Annotated in this window: 12 protein-coding genes; 4 read left to right on the forward strand and 8 right to left on the reverse strand. The window is 31.6% G+C overall.

Annotated features, from left to right (window positions below; all coding sequences use genetic code 11):
- Positions 1-176: 176 nt before the first annotated feature.
- The 6 genes from RH82_RS06500 to RH82_RS06520 all read right to left on the reverse strand — a co-directional run bounded on the left by RH82_RS06500 (position 177) and on the right by RH82_RS06520 (position 14,761).
- Entirely contained in the window at positions 177-8,033 is a 7,857-nt protein-coding gene (locus RH82_RS06500; protein WP_034059161.1) for a T9SS-dependent choice-of-anchor J family protein, read from the reverse strand.
- Positions 8,034-8,363: 330 nt separating this feature from the next.
- Positions 8,364-9,983 (reverse strand): adenine deaminase, encoded by a 1,620-nt coding sequence (gene ade, locus RH82_RS06505; protein WP_034059162.1) that lies wholly within the window; start codon positions 9,981-9,983, stop codon positions 8,364-8,366.
- A 122-nt stretch (positions 9,984-10,105) separates the two neighbouring features.
- Positions 10,106-12,115 (reverse strand): protein-disulfide reductase DsbD family protein, encoded by a 2,010-nt coding sequence (locus RH82_RS06510; RefSeq protein ID WP_034059163.1) that lies wholly within the window; start codon positions 12,113-12,115, stop codon positions 10,106-10,108.
- A complete protein-coding gene (gene tilS, locus RH82_RS19075) occupies positions 12,112-12,849 on the reverse strand; it encodes a tRNA lysidine(34) synthetase TilS (protein WP_316930904.1) in 738 nt (245 codons plus the stop codon). Before tilS (RH82_RS19075) ends, RH82_RS06510 begins: the two co-directional genes overlap by 4 nt.
- Positions 12,850-12,857: 8 nt before the next feature.
- Positions 12,858-13,427, reverse strand: a complete 570-nt coding sequence (tilS, locus tag RH82_RS19080; RefSeq protein WP_316930905.1) for a tRNA lysidine(34) synthetase TilS — start codon at positions 13,425-13,427, stop codon at positions 12,858-12,860.
- 35 nt (positions 13,428-13,462) lie between these two features.
- Entirely contained in the window at positions 13,463-14,761 is a 1,299-nt protein-coding gene (locus RH82_RS06520) for an anthranilate synthase component I family protein (protein WP_034059164.1), read from the reverse strand.
- A 144-nt stretch (positions 14,762-14,905) separates the two neighbouring features.
- Between RH82_RS06520 and RH82_RS06525 the strand changes: the two genes are divergently transcribed.
- Entirely contained in the window at positions 14,906-16,261 is a 1,356-nt protein-coding gene (locus RH82_RS06525) for a DEAD/DEAH box helicase (protein ID WP_034059165.1), read from the forward strand.
- 191 nt (positions 16,262-16,452) lie between these two features.
- Positions 16,453-17,043, forward strand: coding sequence for a hypothetical protein (locus RH82_RS06530; protein WP_034059166.1), 591 nt, complete (start codon positions 16,453-16,455; stop codon positions 17,041-17,043).
- Here the strand turns inward: RH82_RS06530 and RH82_RS06535 are convergent.
- Positions 17,038-18,276, reverse strand: a complete 1,239-nt coding sequence (locus RH82_RS06535; RefSeq protein ID WP_034059167.1) for an alpha/beta hydrolase-fold protein — start codon at positions 18,274-18,276, stop codon at positions 17,038-17,040. The two genes, RH82_RS06530 and RH82_RS06535, sit on opposite strands and share 6 nt — an antisense overlap.
- Positions 18,277-18,349: 73 nt before the next feature.
- Complete coding sequence (locus RH82_RS06540; protein ID WP_034059168.1) at positions 18,350-18,736, reverse strand: MotA/TolQ/ExbB proton channel family protein; 387 nt, start codon at positions 18,734-18,736, stop codon at positions 18,350-18,352.
- Between the two features lie 191 nt (positions 18,737-18,927).
- Between RH82_RS06540 and RH82_RS06545 the strand changes: the two genes are divergently transcribed.
- Together RH82_RS06545 and RH82_RS06550 are read left to right on the forward strand one after the other, a co-directional pair.
- Positions 18,928-19,998: a sensor histidine kinase gene (locus RH82_RS06545; protein ID WP_034059169.1), complete on the forward strand. Its 1,071-nt coding sequence runs from the start codon at positions 18,928-18,930 to the stop codon at positions 19,996-19,998.
- Positions 19,991-20,701: a LytR/AlgR family response regulator transcription factor gene (locus RH82_RS06550; RefSeq protein WP_034059170.1), complete on the forward strand. Its 711-nt coding sequence runs from the start codon at positions 19,991-19,993 to the stop codon at positions 20,699-20,701. The genes RH82_RS06545 and RH82_RS06550 overlap by 8 nt, the downstream gene beginning before the upstream one ends.
- Positions 20,702-20,732: the final 31 nt, after the last annotated feature.

The raw sequence follows: 20,732 nt of genomic DNA on the forward strand, positions 1-20,732 counted from the left end.
AAGATGTTCAAAACTAATATATTATCGATAAACAGACAATATGCTTTAGTTTTTTTTAACTATTAACTTTAGTTAAAATATTTATTTTTGAATTAAAGACATAAAAGCAGGCGGTAAAAAACCTTTCAAGATTTTAAATTCTTGAAAGGTTATAAACGTAGTATTAAATATGTGATTTATTTTTTAATTACTTTTAATGTTCTTTCGGTATTATCTATCCTAATTTTTATAAAGTACACTGCAGATGGCAAATCATTAAAATTAATACTACTACTTGTAGCGTTAATAGCAGTTTTATAAACGTTTTGCCCAAGTATATTATAGATTTCAATGCTATCTATATTTGTGTTATTCTGAAGATAAAAAACAGCATCAATTGGGTTTGGATAATAGGTTAAGCCCCTAAAATTAAAATCTTCGGCACTTAATGTCGATCCATTTGAGAATTTTATATTATCAACATAAGCCTCATCAGATGGATTTGGGTTAACACCTAAATGTCTTCCTAATTGTTGTAAGGAAATTCTAATATTGCTTCCAACTAAACTAGATAAATCAACTTCATAATTTGTGTAATCCGTATTAGATGTCGCATAAATATTATCCAATATTACATTTCCATTGGCTATGATTCTAAACATAGATTCGTTTGGATTATTAGCATAGAACTGTTTTAAATCAAAACTCATAAACAAGCTAGATTCGCTTGTGGCATCTATTTCAAAATTAATTTTATTAATTCCATTTTGATTGCTTACCCATTTTTGATTATTGTTTGAAGTGTCTACCCAATTTTCTAGAGTAGACCTCAGCTTCATACTTATTGCTTTGTTACCTGTTTTATTAGTACCAGGTTCTGTAACCACACTACAAAAAGTTTCTTCTGTTTCCTCTAAAACAAAAGAAGGTGGTAATCCTGTTTCAAAATCGAAAACTTCTGGAGCTGTTTCTGGATCTAGCAGGCCTTCATATCCACTTTCCAACGAAAAAGAATCTAAAGTAAGTGTATGTACTGGAGAAGAAAAAGTAAAGTATAACCCAAAAGAATAGGCTCCAGAAACGACTGGAGTAAATGTAGTTTCTATTGGATGAAAATCGTAAAACCCGAAATCGAAATCAGAAAAATAATTTAAGAAATTAGTCATCGATTCGTGCGTGTTTCCAAGTCCTGTTTTTACTCTTACACTTTGAAAACTGTAATCTCCAGCTTCTTTCCTCATTTTAAAACCAAAACTATACGTTGTACCTGCTTCTAAATTAAACATTGGCGTTATTAAAGCAGGGTATTCACCAATAGTATCATACGTAAAATAGATATAATGTGTATCGTCTTCACCAACTTGGTAACTGCTAATATTAGTATTGCTAGAAACCCACTCGTTTTCGCCATAAAAACAGTCTGGTAATTGATTAGGACCATAATTAGACATGGTGTTGAAATTCTCGTGCCACGGTAAGCTTTCGGTATTACAAGCTGTAGTAACATTTATTGGCCCAATCCATATACTGTTTTCTGTTGCACAACTAGATCTTACATAAAACTGATAACTAGCACTTTGTACTAAACTAGAGATTTGGTGTATTGTATTAGAAGTGTTTATAACTGTTCCTGTACCTTGTGTAAATCCTGTTGCTCCATATTCTATATCATAATTTCCAGAACCATTTATGTTTTCCCAAGATAATGTTACTGTAGTATCGCTAAAACCATCGATTTTAACATGTATTGGCTCCATACATGTAGGTATGTTTTTATAAGTAACATTATCTATATACACATTTGTTGTATTAGCAGTGTCATGCATAAAAGCGATATGTTTATCTGTCCCAGTATAAGTAGAAAAATCGACCACAAACTCTCGCCCAAAAATTGCTATTTCTGAAGCTTCAATTGTGGTAAAAGGAGTAAATGTGCTTCTATCTATAGGATTACTCATGGTTCCTACTACAATTCCACTTATGTTATAGTTAGACTGGGTACCTTGAGACTCGTTACGTAATGAGAATTTAATCAATTTTGTATTATCGAAATCTGCAAGAAATGGCGTTGCTAAATATCCAGGAAGTGGTTCAGGATTTCCAGAAAAAGCACTAGAAAAACCAACAAACCCACTATTTGGAGAACTACCAAAAGTAGCGTAGAAACTACTAATATCTGCTACTCCAGATCTAAATAAATCACTAGATCTTGTCCAGCAAAAGTTTGGAATTGGAGCATTACTTCCATTAGATGCTTGGTATTGATCGAAATCTTCGTAAAATGGTGCCGAAAACGTGCAACTAACATTAAACGTGTAAGCTACACTCCAATTACTGTAACCATCTGTTGCATTACAATTTGCTCTTACATAATAATCGTATGTAGAAAAAGCAGATATATTTTGAACTGTAAACGGATTCGTGTTTGCAGTTACAATTGTACCAGAACCTTGTGTAAATCCTGTTTGTCCATATTCTATTTCCCAAGCATTTGGTGTTTGTGCTGTATTATTGTCTTGCCATGAAAACGTTACTTCCTGATTGTTAGATTGTAATGCTGCTAAACCTGTTGGTGTAACGCAACCACTTTGTGTGTATTCAAAATCGTCTATTAATACTAATTGACGCTCATTTATTTCTGCTTGTCTAATACCAATGTACTCATCTGTTAAATAGTAGTTGGATAAATCTATTTCGTATTTTGTCCAAGTATCTTCATTTTCATAAGCATTTGTAATAGTGTAATATGGTGTGAATGTTGAATAATCATCGGGATCTGATAAAGTACCTATAACAATTTCTGAAGGTGTTGCATAAGCACTAGAATCTGGATTTAACCAAAATGAGATCACTTTATAATTATCCAACGCTATTAATCTAGGAGAGACTAAAATTATTTCATCTGAAGCATTTGGACTTGGGTGATACACTTCATTAAATAATCGTACTACATTTGGAGCAGAATGTGCTATAGATGAATAATTATCACTTATTGTAGGTACTGTATTTGTATTTGTAGATTCATCCCAATATGGATTACCTGTTGCTGCTGGTCTTAAACCTGTCCAACAACCACCTATAAAACCGTCTGCTTGTGCATCAAAGTTTTCAAAATACCCTACTCCAAAACCAGTACACTTTGTTTTAAATGTTTGCTTAACAGACCACGCACTAAAAACACTTCCGCAATTGGCTCTTATATAAAAATCGTAAGCGCTATCGTCTAATAGATTTGGTATTGTAAAATTAGTACTTGAAGCTGTTAAGGTTGTTCCTGTTCCTAATATAAAATCTGTTGGTCCATATTCAATTTCCCATGAAACTGGTGATGCATTCTGGTAAGAATCCCATGTAATATCTACTGCATCATAACGTTCGTCTATAACTTCTGGATATAGTGGTTCTGTACACAATGGAATGTCTTCAAAATAGAAATCATCAAGCATAAATTCACTTCTTAGATCTTCATTTCCAGCCTTAATAACAATATAACTATCTGTTCCTGTGTAATTATCGAAATATATAGTATGTTCTTTCCAAGGCGCTGTTTCTAATCCATTGGTTTTAAATTCACTCATTTCTTCAGGCTGAATAATATCGACCAAAGTAAATGTGGAAGCATCTGCAGGATCGGACATTGTGCCAATTTCTATTGTAGTGCTATTGTAACTTGAAGATGAAGAATATGCTCTTGAAATTAAACTAAATCGTATACGCTTAGTATTATCAATACCAGCCAATGCTCTAGAAATAAGATACCTTTCTGTAATGTCTTGCGTATTTCTAAAATTAAGAAATTGATTTCCTGATACTGGCAATACCTGATAGTTATAGCTACCTCCTACTGTATAATTTTCGACAGGATAAATAACAGGCGTTTGCCCACTCACTATTTTAGACCAACAAGGCGATAATTCGTTTTCAAATTCAAAAGATTCAAAATAGTTTGCTGTTTTTATCTCACAACCTGTACTAAAAGTTAAGGTATCTGTCCATTCGGAATACAAAGAATCATTATCACACTTAGCTCTTAACTTTACTGTATAATCTGTACCTTCTATTAAATTTTCTATTGTATATGTTTCTGAGGTTACTAAAACTAAAACTTCCGAATTAAAAGAGCCTACTTCTTCATATTCAATTTCCCACTCTGCTTCTACTCCAGAACCTGTCCATGATAAATCTACACTATTATCTAAAATGTTAGTAGTTGCAAAATCTGTTGGTGTGTTACAAATTACCGACTGTAAATATGTGAAATCATCAATATATACTTGGTTTCCATAGCTTGAACTTAATTTTTTCTGTCTAAAAGCAATATGTTTATCTGTTCCGTTATAGTTTGTTAAATAGACTACGCGCTTTTCCCAAGTTGAATTGTTTACAGAACCAACAATCACCTCTAATTCTTCGAATGTTGAGTAATCATTAGGGTTACTCATTGTACCAACAATTAAACCTTTATTATAATTATGAATATAAAACTCTACTTTTTTATCTATGCTCAAATTATTAAGTACTGGTGAAACCAATAGAACACCATTGCTTGAATAGTTTGAACTATCTTGTAAATACATAGAATGCCCTGAAGCGCCATTGTAAGCAACATCTGAAACTTCAATTACTGTATAATAATTATTTGAAGGAAACTCATAAGCTGTCCAACATCCATCTAATGTTGTGCTATTAAAATCTTGAGTATAACCTACGTTATAAGATTCTCCACAACCAAAATCGACAGTTGTTTTTTCAGACCAATCACTTACATTATTACTATCGCAAATAGTTCTTACATAAAAATCGTAAGTCGTATCTAATGCTAAACCTTGAACATTATAGGGATTAGAAGTGGTTTGTATTACTGCACCATCACCTAGCCAAAAGCCAGCTTCGCCATATTCAATTTCCCATTGTGTAGCGCCATTATTTTCTTGCCAAACTAAGGTAAGTTCTCCATTAGAAATATCTGAATTCTCAAGCAATGTTGGTGTTTGGCAGGTTGGTATCGTTGTGTACTCGAAAGCATCGAAATATATAAAGTCGTATATATTTGAAGCCTCTCCTGTTAATTCCATTTTAAAAGCTAAACGCATATCTGTACCTGTATAGCCATCTAAATTTATACTAAACTGCTTCCATTCTCTATACAGCATATCTGTATTTAAGATCGTTTCAATTGGTGTAAATGTACTTTTATCTGTCGGGTCTGAAATAGTACCAACGATAATGTGAGCATCGCTATAACGTGTATGCAACCAAAATTTTACTCTTGTATTTCCACTTGCTAAATCACTAAATTCTGGTGAAATTAAAAACACATTAGTATCTAAATCGTAATCTACAAAACGTGCACTATAACCTGATGTTCCTACTTTGTATTGATTAGAAATTGTGACTTCGTAAGCATTGGTGTTTCCTGTAGGCACTTCTGGTATAGTTAACCAGCAATTAGCCATATCAAAACTAGCATCAAAATGTTGCTCGTAATTGGCTACTGTTGGTCCGCAAGTTGTATTTATATTATAGATAGTTATCCACTCACTAGCATCTGATGGACTACAATTTGATCTTACATAAATATCATATTGTGTGTCTGGAATTAAACCTGAAATTGTATTATTTTCTACTGAAGCATTACTAACGGTTCCATTACCTTGCACAAAACCTGAAATACCATATTCTATTTCCCAACTGTTAGCAGTTGCTTGTTCTAGCCATTGTATACTTATTTCTGTGTCTGTTAGCGCTGTTACTTCAAGGTTAGTTGGTTCTAAACACGAAGGAATAACTTGGTACGTAAAATCGTCTACGTAAATATCTGCTCCAGAAACACTTGTATCTTGGCGTATTCCTATAAACCTATCTGTACCAGAATATGTATCGAAATTAATTATTAGTTTCTTCCATTCGTCTAAAGGTAGTTCTGAAGAAGTAAAGGTTTGATATGGTGTAAAGGTTGATAAATCATTTGGGTTTTGAATGGTACCAATTGTCAATCCAGAATCTCCATCTTTATTATTAACCCATAACTTAATACGTTTTGTGGTGTTTAAATCTGCTAATTCTGGTGTAATTATTAGTGAAGCCACAGCATAAGTGTACATATTTATATACCCTACAGATTGCGGTGTATTCCCTCCAGATGATGCTATGTAAGAACTCCCTTCTTGGTTCCAGCATTCATAAAATTCGGTTGGATAAGAATCGTCAAAACCATAATTATACTCAGCAGTAAGTGCTTGGCAAATAGTTATGAAATTTGATGCGCTAGACCAACCACCTTGATCGCTAGCACCACAATTAGCTCTTACATAAAAGCTATAATCTGTAAGTGCTGTTAATCCTGTTAATGTATAAGGTTTTGTTGTTGTATTTACTAGTGTTCCTGTTCCTTGTGCAAAGCCTTCTTCTCCATATTCAATATCCCAACTTGTTGCATCTACATTATCAGACCAATTTAAAATAGCTTCTGTAGAATAGGCAAGTGAAGTCATATTTGCAGGTTCAACACAGCTAGGAGATTCTAAATATTGGAAATCATCTAAATTAATTAATGCATTAGTAGTCAACTTAAAACCTACATAAACATCGCTTCCACTGTACTCTGAAAAATCAATTTTATATTCTCTCCATTGGTATCCATTAGAATCGTTACTATCTATTTCACTATAAAGCGTATAGGTCGAACTATCGTTTGGATCAGAAAGTGTACCAATACTTAATGTTGTTTGCGCTCCAGATTGTACCCAAAAAGAAATACGTTTACTCGAATTAAAATCTATTAACTCTGGTGTTATTAAAAAGGCATCTGAAGTATTGTTAGATCTTAACGTTACGCCATTGTTTCCTGTGTGACTATTATTTGTAGTTTGCACATAATAACTGCTGGAACTATAAGTATTAGGAACTTTTCTCCAACAGGGATTTATTATTGGCTGAGGAAGTGTTTCGAAACCTTCACTATAATTTACAGCAAACGCATCACAATCATCTGCACTACAAATTTCTGAAAAATAACTTGTTGTTGGTATATTGAAATTAGTCGTAGCATAAGTAATATCATCCACACAAATAGATTGAAGGCTTGACGCATTATCTACTTGAAAATTTGTAAACAATGTATTGGTTCCATTTCTAGCATTAATACTTTCTAATTGATTACCGCTAACATCTAACCACTCTAAACTTGTGTTATTTGATACATCAATCGTATTAATTAAAAATTCGTCTACAGATAAATAAGCAAGCAATAGATTATTACTAATATCAAGCTCACTAATATAATTATTGGTTACATAAAGGTTAAAAAGATTAGGATTATTAGAAACATTTAAAGCATTAAGGTTTAAGTTTCTTAAATACAACAGTCTCAAATTAGACATATTAGAGACATCAATAGTTGTTTGGTTTGAATACCAAAGCCATATTTGCTCTAATAGCGTATTATTTGTAAAATTTACATTCCCTAGACTATAACAGTAAGTCGCTTTAAAAATTTCTAGATTAATATTATTACTAATATCTATTGATGTTATTGGGGTAAAATCTATTTTTAAGCTTTTTAAAGCAATATTTGTACTTAAATTTAAAGATGAAATAGAATTTGCAGCAACATTTAACACCTTTAAATTAGTGTTTAAACTGGTGTTTATTGTTGTTAAATTGTTACCGTTACAAGAGACTTCATCTAATGCAGTGTTTTGTGAGATGATTAACTCTGTTAATACGTTTGCTGCGCAATTAAGATTTATAAGTAAGGTGTTATTAGTAATATCAATACTTGTTAAAGCGTTATTATTGCACAACAACTCTTTAATATTTACAAAAGCTTCCAAACCTGTTAAATTAGAAATATTACTTTGTGAAACATCTAAAATACCACTAAAATCAATAGCTTCTGCTGTTTGGATTTCTCCATCTCCATCACTATCAATTATTGGTATATGATTTAATAAAGCTACTTTAAAATCTTCATCTGGAATAGTTACATTTTGCGCATTGCAATAAAATGTAAAACAAAAAACGGAAAGTGATACTAGTAAATATTTTTTCATAAAGTAAATAGATCCATTGTAAGCTTACGAAAATACAATAAATCTGTAAGAATTAAACCACTACTATTCTTTACTAGCTCAAAGTTTTTATCATTCTTGAATTCAGCTTATCAGATTAATTATATTAATATTTGAACAAAAAATAAGAATGCTATTTAAAAACCGCCAAAATATTAACAATTTCTAACTGCACTCTATTAAAATATAGGAAATACATATTAATACGAGGTAATTACTGAGATATCAATAATAAATAAGATATTATATTGAATGGTTCTTATTTGGATGAATTTCACCCATTTTAACAACCATAATATACTGGATCAGAAATTAAACTTCTAAAGACGTAAATTCAAAATTCTTCCCACTAAACAAGCCTTTATCACTCAATTTTAATGAAGGAATAACAAGTAATGCCATAAAAGACAAACTCATATAAGGCGCATGAAGTATGCTACCTAATTGTTTTGCCATTGTATCTAATTCAGAATATTGCCTGCCAATAGTTTCAGCATTTTGATCACTCATAATACCTGCAACAGGAAGTGCTACTACTTTTTCTTCAGCATCACTAATAGCGCAAATACCGCCTTCGTTTTCAATGAGGAGATTAACAGCTTTACAAATAGCTTCGTCATCTACTCCGACAGCAATAATGTTATGAGAATCATGGCCCACAGAACTTGCAATCGCGCCTTCTTTAAGTCCGAAATTTTTGATAAATGCAATGGCTGGTTTATCGTTTTTATAACGATTTACAACGACCATCTTTAGCACATCGGTTTTGGTGTTTGACACTAAATTACCTGCTTCAATTGTAGCATTGGCGATAATTTCATTAGTGACTAACTCGCCATCTAAACATTCAATTACTCGAATTTGTTTTGCATTAGATTCGAATCGAAAATCTGATACTTGCTTTTTATCTGTGTTGAAATTATTTAGGTTTTCAAATTCAACATGTTTAATATTTGAAATACCATTATCAAAAACTAGCTCACCATTAATATAGGTTTGAAGTGTTTTAAAGTCTTTTAAATCTTCAATTACAACACAATCTGCTGGATCACCAACTTGCAGTAAACCAACATCAAGATTGTAATGCTTTATAGGATTAATACAAGCCACTTGAAGGACTTTAAATACATTGATTCCTTTTGCTATTGCACGCGCACAAAGCTGATTGATATGGCCTAAGAGTAAATCGTCTGGATGTTTATCGTCACTACAAAACATCATGTTTTCAAAATGTTCTGGAAGTAAAGCTATTAAAGCTTCAAAGTTCTTTGCAGCACTGCCTTCTCGAATAATTACTTTCATACCTTTTTGAAGTTTTTCTAAAGCTTCGTTGTAAGAAAAACATTCATGATCTGTAGAAATACCTGCTGCTATATATTTTGTAATAGCGTCTCCTCGTAAACCTGGAGCATGTCCATCAATAGGTTTATTATTGTGTTTTGCCCAAGCTATTTTTTTAAGCACTTCTTCATCATCGAAAAGCACACCTGGATAATTCATCATTTCGGCAAGATATTTAATATCTGGATTTGCCATTAAGGTTTTAATGTCTTCAGAATCTATAACTGCACCAGCTGACTCAAAACTAGTTGCAGGAACACAAGAAGGTGCTCCAAAATTGAATTTAAATGGTGTTTGCTTTCCATTTTCAATCATGAACTCTACACCTTTTACGCCTAAAACATTGGCAATTTCGTGTGGATCGCTAACCGTAGAAACTGTGCCATGTTTTACTGCTATTTTTGCAAACTCGCTTGGCACTAACATAGAACTTTCTATATGAATGTGGGCATCTATAAAGCCTGGTAATATATAATGATTTATATCGTGTTCTTTTTCTACAATAGAAACAATTTTATCTGCTTCAATAGTGATTTCACCTTTGTAGATGCGTTGGTTTTCGATGTCTACTATGTTTCCTTGGAGTTTCATATTGATTGCATTGAAAAAAAAGGAATCTTAACAATTTAATGCAGATTCCTATGTTTATTATATTTTATATGGCGATTTCAAATCGTAAGATTCCATACTTACGCCTCACTAAAATGAGTTTATTACTTCTTAAAATTACCTATACCAGCCTTTAGCCAATTCAAATATTCTTTTTCATCCGGAGTATAACCAACAGCTTCATTTAAATCGTTTCCCTCTACATCTTTTATTACATATAATGGTTGTGCGTTAGTATTGTAATTTACTTGTTGATATTCTAACCATTTCTGCCCATAAGTTCTTACTGTATTTCCTGTCAATTTAGATTCGTACCGTTCCTCTTTTGGTAATTTTTTACTATCATCAACATATAATGATATCAAAACAATGTCTTCATTTAATACTTTAGAAATCTTATCTTCGATCCAAACCTTTTCTTCCATTTTTCTACAATTTGCACAAGTTTTTCCTGTAAAATCAATCATTACAGGCTTATTAACCTTTTTAGCATAAGTTAAACCTTCATCTAAGTTATGAAAGGCAACAATATCATTGGGTCCAAGATGTGCATGTTCTGGCAATTCTTGAAATGAAGAACTTCCAGATACACTTCTTTGTTTTTTCATAAAACCAACACCATAAGGTGATTCGCTATTTGTGCTCATTGGAGGTGGAAAACCGCTAATTAATTTTAGAGGAGCTCCCCAAAGTCCTGGTATTAAATAAAATGTAAAAGATAACGTTATGATAGCCATACATAATCTGCCAACAGAAATATGCTTTAAATCTGAATCGTGTGGTAACTTAATCTTACCTAATAAATATAATCCTAGAGTTCCAAAAATTGCTATCCAAATTGCTAAAAATAACTCTCTTGTTAAAAAATGCCAATCCAGAACTAGATCGACCATTGATAAAAACTTAAATGCAAATGCCAATTCTAAAAACCCTAACACCACTTTTACTGTATTTAACCATCCCCCAGATTTTGGTAAAGAGTTTAACCAACTTGGGAAAAATGCAAATAATGCAAATGGTAAAGCAATTGCAGTAGAAAAACCAAGCATACTTATTATTGGAGCAATACCTCCTTTTGTTGCTGCATCTAACAATGCTGTACCAGCAATTGGAAAAGTACAAGAAAAAGAGACTACAGCTAATGCCAAAGCCATAAAAAAGATACCAACTATTCCTCCTCTATTAGCTTGAGAATCTACTTTATTAGCCCAAGAATTTGGTAACATAATTTCAAATGCTCCCATAAATGAAAATGCAAATAATAATAATGCAACAAACATTATAGCATTAAATGTAACACCTGTAGAAAATGCATACATCGCATTACTTCCAAACATAGCCGAAATAGCAGTTCCTAAAAGCGTATAAATAACAATAATAAAAATACCATATAAAATTGCGTTTTTTCGACCTGCTGCTTTTGTCTTACTCTGTTTAGTAAAAAAGCTAACAGTCATTGGTATCATTGGAAATACGCAAGGTGTTAATAACACTAAAAACCCTAAAAAGAATGATGTAAAAAATGTAGCCCAAAGTCCTTTACTTTCGATCTTTTCCTCTTTGACATAAACAGCTTTATCAGAGCTTTCAAGCTTTCTGTTTTTTATTTCAACTTTAGATCCTATTAACTTTGCAACATCTTTAGAAAGTGCTTTTGCATTACTTATATTAAATGACACAGGTTCAAATTCATAAATACATCTAGCATCATCACAAGCTTGAAAAGAAATCTCACTTTTAATCTCCTTAAAATCAGAATTTAATATTTCTATTTTTTGAGCAAAAGTTGCTTCGATATCAAAAAAGGTTAAATCCATTTCAAAAACCTTGTCGAATTTTGTAATCGATTCGCTTTCAAAAGCCTTTCCTACTAAATTATAATTGTTAGTTTTATTGATAGAATCATATAAAAATTCAGTTGGTAAAGCTCCATCTTCTGGTAAATTTTGCGAATACAAATGCCAGTGATCTTCTATGCTAGCTGTGTAAACTAAAACATACTCTTTGTCTGAAATTTTTTGAATCTCGTTTGTCCATTTCACTGGCTCTAATACCTGTGCAAATAATGTTTGCATAGAAAATAATACGAGTAATAACGCTAGGACTTTCTTCATTTTTTTAATGCTATTTTTAATATTTTATTAGTGTTTCTAGTGACTTTAAAGCGTTCGTCTGCTCTATAGCTTAAAACCCAAACAATTTCTTTATTCGAGCACAATAAAAGACATTTCTCCTTATCTAACAAAGATAATTTTTCATCTTTAAAATACTTGCTCAATTTCTTTTTCCCGTTGCCTCCTAAAGGGTGGAAATAGTCGCCTTCTTTCCATTTCCTTACAGTTAATGGATAGCTTAACGTTTCTGCATTTACAAAAATTTCATTTTTAGAAGTTTTTTCAATTGTATTAACGTCTTCGAAGCATAAAACTCCATTGTGTATTGGTTTTTCTTTTTCTTCGTGATTAATAGTTATTGTAATATCTTCTTCTTCGGAAGGCCTTGCCGCTAGGATTATATTTGATCTGTCTTTTATTAATCTGTGCGTTTCTGAAAAAATTTGTTTTCCGCTTTGCGCAGTTAATAAATCTTGGATATCATTAAAAGCATTAAATCCAAATGGTTTAAAGACTTCTACTAAATAAGCCTTAGGATTATTAAGCTTGATAAATTCTGAAATATCATAGGTTATTTCATCATTATTAACAGTTACAATAGCTCGTTTTAAAACGGCTCTTACGCTTTCTTCTACAATATCTGAAGTATCATTAAGGTGTTGTAAAGTATTCTCGAAATTATGAAGCAGTTGCGAATTGGTATCTTTTAATTTAGGAATAACTTCATGTCGCAAATGGTTTCTCAGGTATTTAGTAGATGCATTACTACTATCTTCTCGCCATTCTTTTTTTGTTGGCTAGCATAGCTTATAATTGTTTCTCTTGAGAATTTCAACAATGGTCTTACAATGTTTTCGTTGGTTTCTGGGATCCCGGTTAACCCCTCTAAACCCGTTCCTCTCGTTAGATTAATAAGGAACGTTTCTAGATTATCATCTGCATGATGTGCTGTTAAAATGTAATCGAAACTTAATTGTTCTGCTAATTCTTGAAACCAGTTATAGCGCAATTCTCTCGCTGCCATTTGTATTGACAACTTGTTTTTTTGAGCATAAATAGTAGTGTCAAAATGTTGGATAAAAACTTCTAATTCTAAATTTTCGGCTAAATTTAGTACAAATGCTTCGTCAGCATTGCTTTCTTCTTCTCGCAAATTGAAATTGCAGTGCGCAAGTGCTATATTGAGTTTTGCTTCTTTACATAAATGTGTAAGTGCAACACTGTCTAATCCACCAGAAATGGCGACTAACAGCTTCTTTTCTTTTAGAAAGTTAAGCTGATTATTTATATGTTTTTGAAAGATTTCTTGCACTTTGTAAATGTACGTTTTTTGAAGTTTTCAAGGCACTAATTTTCTAAAACTGTTCGCATTGCCTTTGCCTTAACTAAACATTCTTCATATTCCTTAAGCGGTTCGCTTTTAGCGGTAATAGCTCCTCCAACAGAATAAGAGACATATTGGTTTGCTTCACTATACAAAATACTTCTTATCACGACATTAAAATCGAAATCTCCATCTGGCGAAATATAACCAACACTTCCTGAATACAAACCACGTTTGGTTTCTTCTAGGTCTTCAATAATTTTCATTGCTGAAATTTTTGGTGCTCCTGTCATACTTCCCATTGGAAACGTAGTTCTAATAATATCGATAGGGTTTGTGCGGTCTTTAACATCTGAAACTACTGTAGATATCATTTGATGCACTTGGTCGAAACTATAAATATTACAAAGTTCTTCCACCATAACACTACCCTTTTTTGCCGTTTGAGAAAGGTCGTTTCTAACCAAATCAACAATCATAATATTTTCACTTCGCTCCTTTTCGTCACTCAGTAAATCGTTTTTTAAAATGGAATCCATAATATGATCTGTATCGCGTTTCGCAGTCCCTTTAATAGGTTGCGAAATAATTTTAGAACCTTCTTTTTTTATGTAACGTTCTGGAGAAGCAGATAATAAATAGTTTGTTCCTAGTTTTAAAAACGTTGCAAAAGGTGGTTTTGAAATTGCGTTAAGCTTATTGTAGGTTTCTAGAGCATTAATATTCGTGTTCTCGGCAAAGAACTCTTGACAAAAATTGGCTTCGTAAATATCTCCTCTATTAATATGTGATAGTACTTTTGTTACTTTCTCAAAATACTCGTCTTTATGTATTTTTAGTTTGATTTTTATGGGATTAATAGTGCTCGCTTGTTCTATTATTGGATTCTTAGATCGTTCTATTTCGACTAAATCGGTTTTAAACTCATCATCAACTGCTTTTAAATAGAGCATTTCAACCGTGTTTCCTTTAATCAAAAATATTTTTTTGGGTTGAAAAAAATACAAATCTGGAAACTCTAAAGCATCATCATTATTAGATTTTAAAGCTTCTATATCGTTCTTTAAATCGTAAGTTAAGTAACCAAAAATCCAATCGCTAGTAGTATTGTAATATTCCTTAAGCTTTTCGAAGGCGTTGAAATAATCGGTTTGTATTGCTGTAAACGCATCTACAGCCAAAATAGCATCATAACTAGAATACTTCTGACTGTAATTATTAGAATCCAACCACAGCACTTCATCAAACTGTTGTGCCCAAGACAATAGATTTTGCTTGAATATTTTAGTGTTTTTAATAGTGTGTTTTTGCTTTGTTCTCAATGGCTTCAGATTGCATATGCCAAAGTACCGAAAATTAAATCGTTTTTTAAACTGAAAGTGAAATTTTAGGTAGAAACTCTTCATAATAATGATACAAAACAAAAATGATTAGTGAATTCAATATTAACAAAGTAACTTTGCAGCATGACTTTTAGAGATTTAAACTTAAATACACCATTATATAACGCGCTTGACGATTTAGGCTTTACAACGCCAACTCCTATTCAAGCGGAAGCTTTTAGCGTTGTTGCCAGCGGAAAAGACATGGTTGGAATTGCACAAACTGGAACTGGAAAAACCTTTGGTTATATGCTTCCTGTGCTTAAAAACTTAGAATTTTCTAAGCAAGACAATCCGAGAATATTGGTTTTAGTACCCACTCGAGAACTTGTAGTACAAGTAGTCGATGAGATAGAAAAGCTAACTAAATACATAAACACACGTGTTTTAGGTGTTTATGGTGGTACAAATATTAATACCCAAAAGCATGCTATTGCTGAAGGAATTGATATTTTGGTGGCTACTCCTGGTCGTATGTACGATTTAGCTTTAAGTCATGTATTACAATTAAAATCTATTCAAAAATTAATTATCGATGAAGTCGATGTTATGCTAGATTTAGGTTTTAGACATCAACTTATTAATATTTTCGATTTACTACCAGAACGTCGTCAAAATATTATGTTCTCTGCAACTATGACTAAAGATGTAGATGAATTAATAGTAGATTTCTTCAAGTCTCCAGAAAAAGTATCGATTGCAACTTCTGGAACACCGTTAGAAAACATTAAGCAAACACGCTATAAAGTTCCTAATTTTTATACGAAGTTAAATTTACTAAAGCATTTACTTCAAGATGAAGAGACGTATAATAAAGTTTTAATTTTTGTTGCCTATAAAAAAATGGCCGATCGCCTTTTTGAAGCTTTAGAAGAAGAATACAACGATGAGCTTTGCGTAATACACTCTAACAAAACGCAAAACTATAGATTGCGCAGTATCGAGCAATTTCGCGAAGGCGCAAATAGAATATTAGTTGCTACAGATGTAATGGCTCGTGGATTAGATATTGATAATGTCTCGCATGTTATAAATTTCGACACTCCAGATTTTCCCGAAAACTACATGCATAGAATTGGTAGAACTGGTCGTGCTGAACGCGAAGGACACGCTCATGTGTTTACTACTGAAAAGGATGATCATGCCATAGAAGATATCGAGACATTAATGAAAATGACCATTGATGTTGAACAATTACCTTCTCAAGTTGAGATTTCTAAAGAGTTAATTGAAGAAGAAAGACCACAAATTAAAGAGCATAATAATCCTCACAAACGTTTAAAAGACGAAGATGCTCCAGGACCTGCTTTTCATGAAAAATCTGAGAAGAATTCTAAAGAAAATCTAGGCGGCTCTTATAAGTTTAAAATTGCAGCAAAATATAAGAAACCTAAAACACGAGGTGATAAAAATTATCAGAGGTATAATAAGAATAAATAGTCCTCAGTAGGCAATAATCAGTTTGGAGTCAGTAGTATATAGTATTAAAAAATAATTTTCTTTTGAAACGGTGTTTTTTCTCATTTTCAAAATCGAGTTCATTTTCAACTGCGGTTTCAATTGCAATTTCTTTCAACTTAAAATATTATCTTTAGTTTTTCGTTTGTTATAAAAACGCTCTAAACCTAACTATGTCCGCTGCTATTTTTAATTTACTACCAAACTTGCAACCGTTTCATCACGAAACGCATTATACAGATTTGTTTTTAAATCAACATTGGGTTTTGGTCAATGGCATTTCAAAAAAGAAAGCAATCTATGTTTTTAAAGATGAAAAAACACTTCATATTTCTGAAAGTGAAACAACTACAGAAACGTCATGGTGTATAGAAACAAAAAATACTTTTTCTATTGTAACTGAAGATGGAAAAACCACTGTTAAAGCTTATTTTAAAGACAATGATGTATTAATTCTTAATAGATTAGAAACCGACGATTGTGCTATTTTTATAAATGAAAGCAGTTATTCTAGTGCTTTAAATTCTTTAGAAGATGTGCAACAGTTTCTGCATAAAAAATACAAGACTAAAGCTAATGATCTCATTTTTGATCATGAGTTTTATTACATCGAAAAGTCTAAAGAATTTGGACCTTTTACAGTTGAAGACCTCACAAAAAAGGTCAAATCTGAAACTATTAGTCCGTTCTGCTTTGTTAGAGATATCAATGAAAACGATTACAGTAACAGGTTACGTATTAGAGATTTAATAAGAGAATTATAATTTTTTAGCCTTAAGAGATTCCATTCTGTTTTTATGAAATTCACTTTTACTAATTTCAAAAGCTTTAGCAACTAATTTAATAGCATTGTCATAGTCCTTTTGTGATTCATAATATTCGGAAAGCGAATCGTAAGTATTAGCACTATTTGGAAAATATTTAATAGCTAATTCAAAATACATTTTTGCTTTTTCAGTTTTATTCATTTCCATATTCATATAACCACACGTGTTTAAAAGTTCTTCTGAATATGGAGGTTCTGTATATCCAAAATGATTTCTAAGTTTATGCTCTCTATGTGTAATAATATTTAATAGCTCATCCCTTGTCGTATCAAATGCATTTATTTGATCTGTGTTTTCCATCTGATACCACTCAAAAAGAGCTAACAATCCATCTTTAATAGAAGGTAATGGTATTGTACCATGCAAATCATTAGGATAAAACTGCCATTTATAAAAGAGTTTGCTTTGCTTGTTTTCACTAATCATATTAGAAAACGCTATATTAGAACGTGCAAAGACAGTAAAATCTGAAGTGTCTTGCATAACATTATCTATTGTAATTTTAGAATCCTGCCAATGTAATTGACCGCTTAAAGACATATATAATGCTTTACCATCCAAATTATTATTCGCTAGCGTTTCTTCAGCTTGTTTTAATAGTGTTTGATTATCCCAATCTAAACTTGGATCTATGCTTAAATAATTAGCAAATAATTGAGGCTCATGAATTAAAGAATAGATTGCAAACAAACCGCCATAAGAATGCCCTATTAAAGTTCTATAACGAGTAACTGGATAGTTGCGCTCTACATAAGGAATCAATTCTTCGCTTATAAATTTCAGGAAGTTATCTGCTTCACCATTTTCTTGGTTAAATGGCATTCCTTGCCTAGAAGTTACTTTAGAAATTGTTAAATCTCTAGTTCTATTTTCCGAATTAGAAATACCAACAAGTACCATTTCTGGCATAAAACCACCACTATAATATTCTAGAACATTACTTAAAGCTGGCATGAATACTTCACCATCAATAATATAAGCTACAGGATATTTTCTAGTACTATTAGATTGATAACTTTCTGGTACTTGAATATAGATGGATCTATTTTCATTAAGTGTTTTAGAATAAAGACTGTCTAATATGCCACTTCGATGAACAAATTCAGTCTCTTGAGCATCTGTTGTAAAATGACAAAAAATAATAAAAATAATAGATATAACTATTCGCATTGTGATTGATTGATTGATTGATTGATTGATTGATTGATTGATGATGAAAATTAATTATTTAGAAGCTTAAAAATCAGTCTTTAAAAAATGCCCTTAAAAGCAAAATGCCTATTCTAGAAATAACAAAGCTAAAAAGCCCAAAAGTTGCCGTTAATAAAGACACTTTAAGTCCGCCAGCAAACACACCTGGATCCATATCACCCATAGATTGGATAGAATCGAAAGCAGTAATTAAACCAATAACTGCTCCCAGAAAACCTAAAACTAAACCTAAAAGACTTGAATCGATAGTAAGTTTAAGCATTCTCCTGGAAAGTGCTTCGTCTCTTTTACGATTTAAAAAACCTTTAATAATAAAGAAAACAGAAAGTAATAAGCAAAGTAAAATAAGTGACATAAATAATGGCCCGCCTTCCATAAATGGATTCATTACAAGAAATCTTGAAAATAATACGTTCATAATTGTTAGTGTTTTGATTAAGATTCTTCAAACATAGCTTAGATTTATACTTTAAAAAATAAAAAGCGACAGATTACCAATTTAGCAACCGATTTTACAATAGGTTAAAACAATTGCTAAATCCGTCATTCGCCTACAAATATTTATTCTCAAATAAAAATATATTATTATTGTAATATAATTTATAAATAATGCTGAACAAGGAATACATCTTAAAAAAAATTGGTAAAGGATTATTACATGTCTTTTTCTGGTTTGGCGTGCTTTTGTTTTACACTTACTTTTTTGGTGTTGGTAGTACTAATTTTAATCAAACATTATACTTTTCATTATTTTTAATGCCAATCACAATAGCGACAACTTATGTTTCTATTTATATATTAATTCCTAATTATTTAATTACAAAACAGTATTTCCGTTTTAGTTTATACAGTCTATACACGTTAATTGTATCTGCTTATTTAATCTTTGTTTCCATCTTTTTTAGCCTCATCTTTTTATCAGATTTCGAATACGATAAAATGAATCCTATAAGTAAAAACCTGCTTTTTGTAACGACAGGTGTTTACCTCGTAGTTATTATAGTTAGTGCTTTTAAATTATTAAAGCTAAATTTAAAAAACGCGACTAAAACCAATCAATTAGAAAAGAAAATACTAGAAACACAACTTAAATTAAAAGAACAAGAATTGAAGTATTTAAAAATGCAGATTCATCCGCATTTCTTATTTAATACACTCAACACGATGTATGGTTTTGCTTTAAAAAAAGCAGATGAAACTCCTGAAATGATTCTAAAACTATCAAATCTTTTGGATTACATACTTTACCAAGTCGACAAACCTTTTGTTAGTTTAACTGAAGAAACAAACCATATAAAAGACTATATCGCATTAGAGCAATTACGTTTTAATGATACGCTATCTGTTTCATTTATTGCAGAAGACATTATAGAAACCACCAATATTGCACCCATGTTATTAATGCCATTTGTTGAAAATAGTTTTAAACATGGCGTCATAAAAAATGGAACACTTAAGATAGACATTACTATTTCTTGTGAAGAAAATAATTTAATATTCAACATAAAAAACACGTCTCAAGCTAATACTAATACTAAACCAGGAATTGGTTTAGAGAATATTAAAAAGCGATTAGAATTGCTATATAAAGATCAATATACACTTGAAATTACTGATAATGAAGCCACTTTTGAAGTACTCTTCAAATTAGATACAAAAAACGTAATACAAAATGTCTAAACAAATCTCTTGTCTTATTGTAGACGACGAACCTATCGCAAGAGACATTATTGCGTCTCATGTCTCAAAAATAAAAAATCTAGAAATCGTTAAAAGTTGTAGTAATGCTATCGAAGCTTTTAACTGCATAAGTAATAACAAAATAGACTTGGTTTTTCTTGATATTAATATGCCCGAAATTTCGGGTATTGCATTCGCTAAATCAATAAACAAAGACATTAAAGTTATTTTCACAACTGCCTATCGTGATTATGCCGTTGAAGGTTTTGAATTGCAAGCCGTAGATTATTTATTGAAGCCTATAGCTTTTGAACGCTTATTAAAAGCCGTAAACACCTATTTTGATGTTTACAATACAATAGAAAGCATAGCAAGTAAAACCGAAGAGGACACCGATTTTATGTTTGTTCGTTCAGACCGGCGCATGCAAAAAATTGACTTCAAATCTATTATTTATATTGAGAGCTATAGCGATTACATCAAAATTATGTTACCAAACGAAACTATAGTTACGCGAGAAACCATAAGTGCTATTGAGGCTAAATTACCAAAGCAGCAATTTATGCGTATTCATCGTTCGTATATTATTTCTATAAAGCATATTACTTCTTTTACCAATGAGCATATTACTATCGAGGATAAAGCACTACCAATAAGCAGGAGTTATAAAAAGGAGGTTTTGACGGTTTTGAAGAAGTATTAAAATAATTGAGCTTGTCATTCCCGCGAAAGCA

This window comes from Lacinutrix jangbogonensis (genome assembly GCF_000797445.1).
In the GTDB taxonomy this organism is placed as follows: domain Bacteria; phylum Bacteroidota; class Bacteroidia; order Flavobacteriales; family Flavobacteriaceae; genus Lacinutrix; species Lacinutrix jangbogonensis.

Bases quoted from the DNA above. Each gene is read 5' to 3' on its own strand.
- RH82_RS06500 (WP_034059161.1), bottom strand. From the start codon at position 8,033: ATGAAAAAATATTTACTAGTATCACTTTCCGTTTTTTGTTTTACATTT.
- RH82_RS06540 (WP_034059168.1), bottom strand. From the start codon at position 18,736: ATGAACGTATTATTTTCAAGATTTCTTGTAATGAATCCATTTATGGAA.
- RH82_RS06545 (WP_034059169.1), top strand. From the start codon at position 18,928: ATGCTGAACAAGGAATACATCTTAAAAAAAATTGGTAAAGGATTATTA.
- RH82_RS06535 (WP_034059167.1), bottom strand. From the start codon at position 18,276: ATGCGAATAGTTATATCTATTATTTTTATTATTTTTTGTCATTTTACA.
- RH82_RS06525 (WP_034059165.1), top strand. From the start codon at position 14,906: ATGACTTTTAGAGATTTAAACTTAAATACACCATTATATAACGCGCTT.
- ade (WP_034059162.1), bottom strand. From the start codon at position 9,983: ATGAAACTCCAAGGAAACATAGTAGACATCGAAAACCAACGCATCTAC.
- RH82_RS06530 (WP_034059166.1), top strand. From the start codon at position 16,453: ATGTCCGCTGCTATTTTTAATTTACTACCAAACTTGCAACCGTTTCAT.
- RH82_RS06510 (WP_034059163.1), bottom strand. From the start codon at position 12,115: ATGAAGAAAGTCCTAGCGTTATTACTCGTATTATTTTCTATGCAAACA.
- RH82_RS06550 (WP_034059170.1), top strand. From the start codon at position 19,991: ATGTCTAAACAAATCTCTTGTCTTATTGTAGACGACGAACCTATCGCA.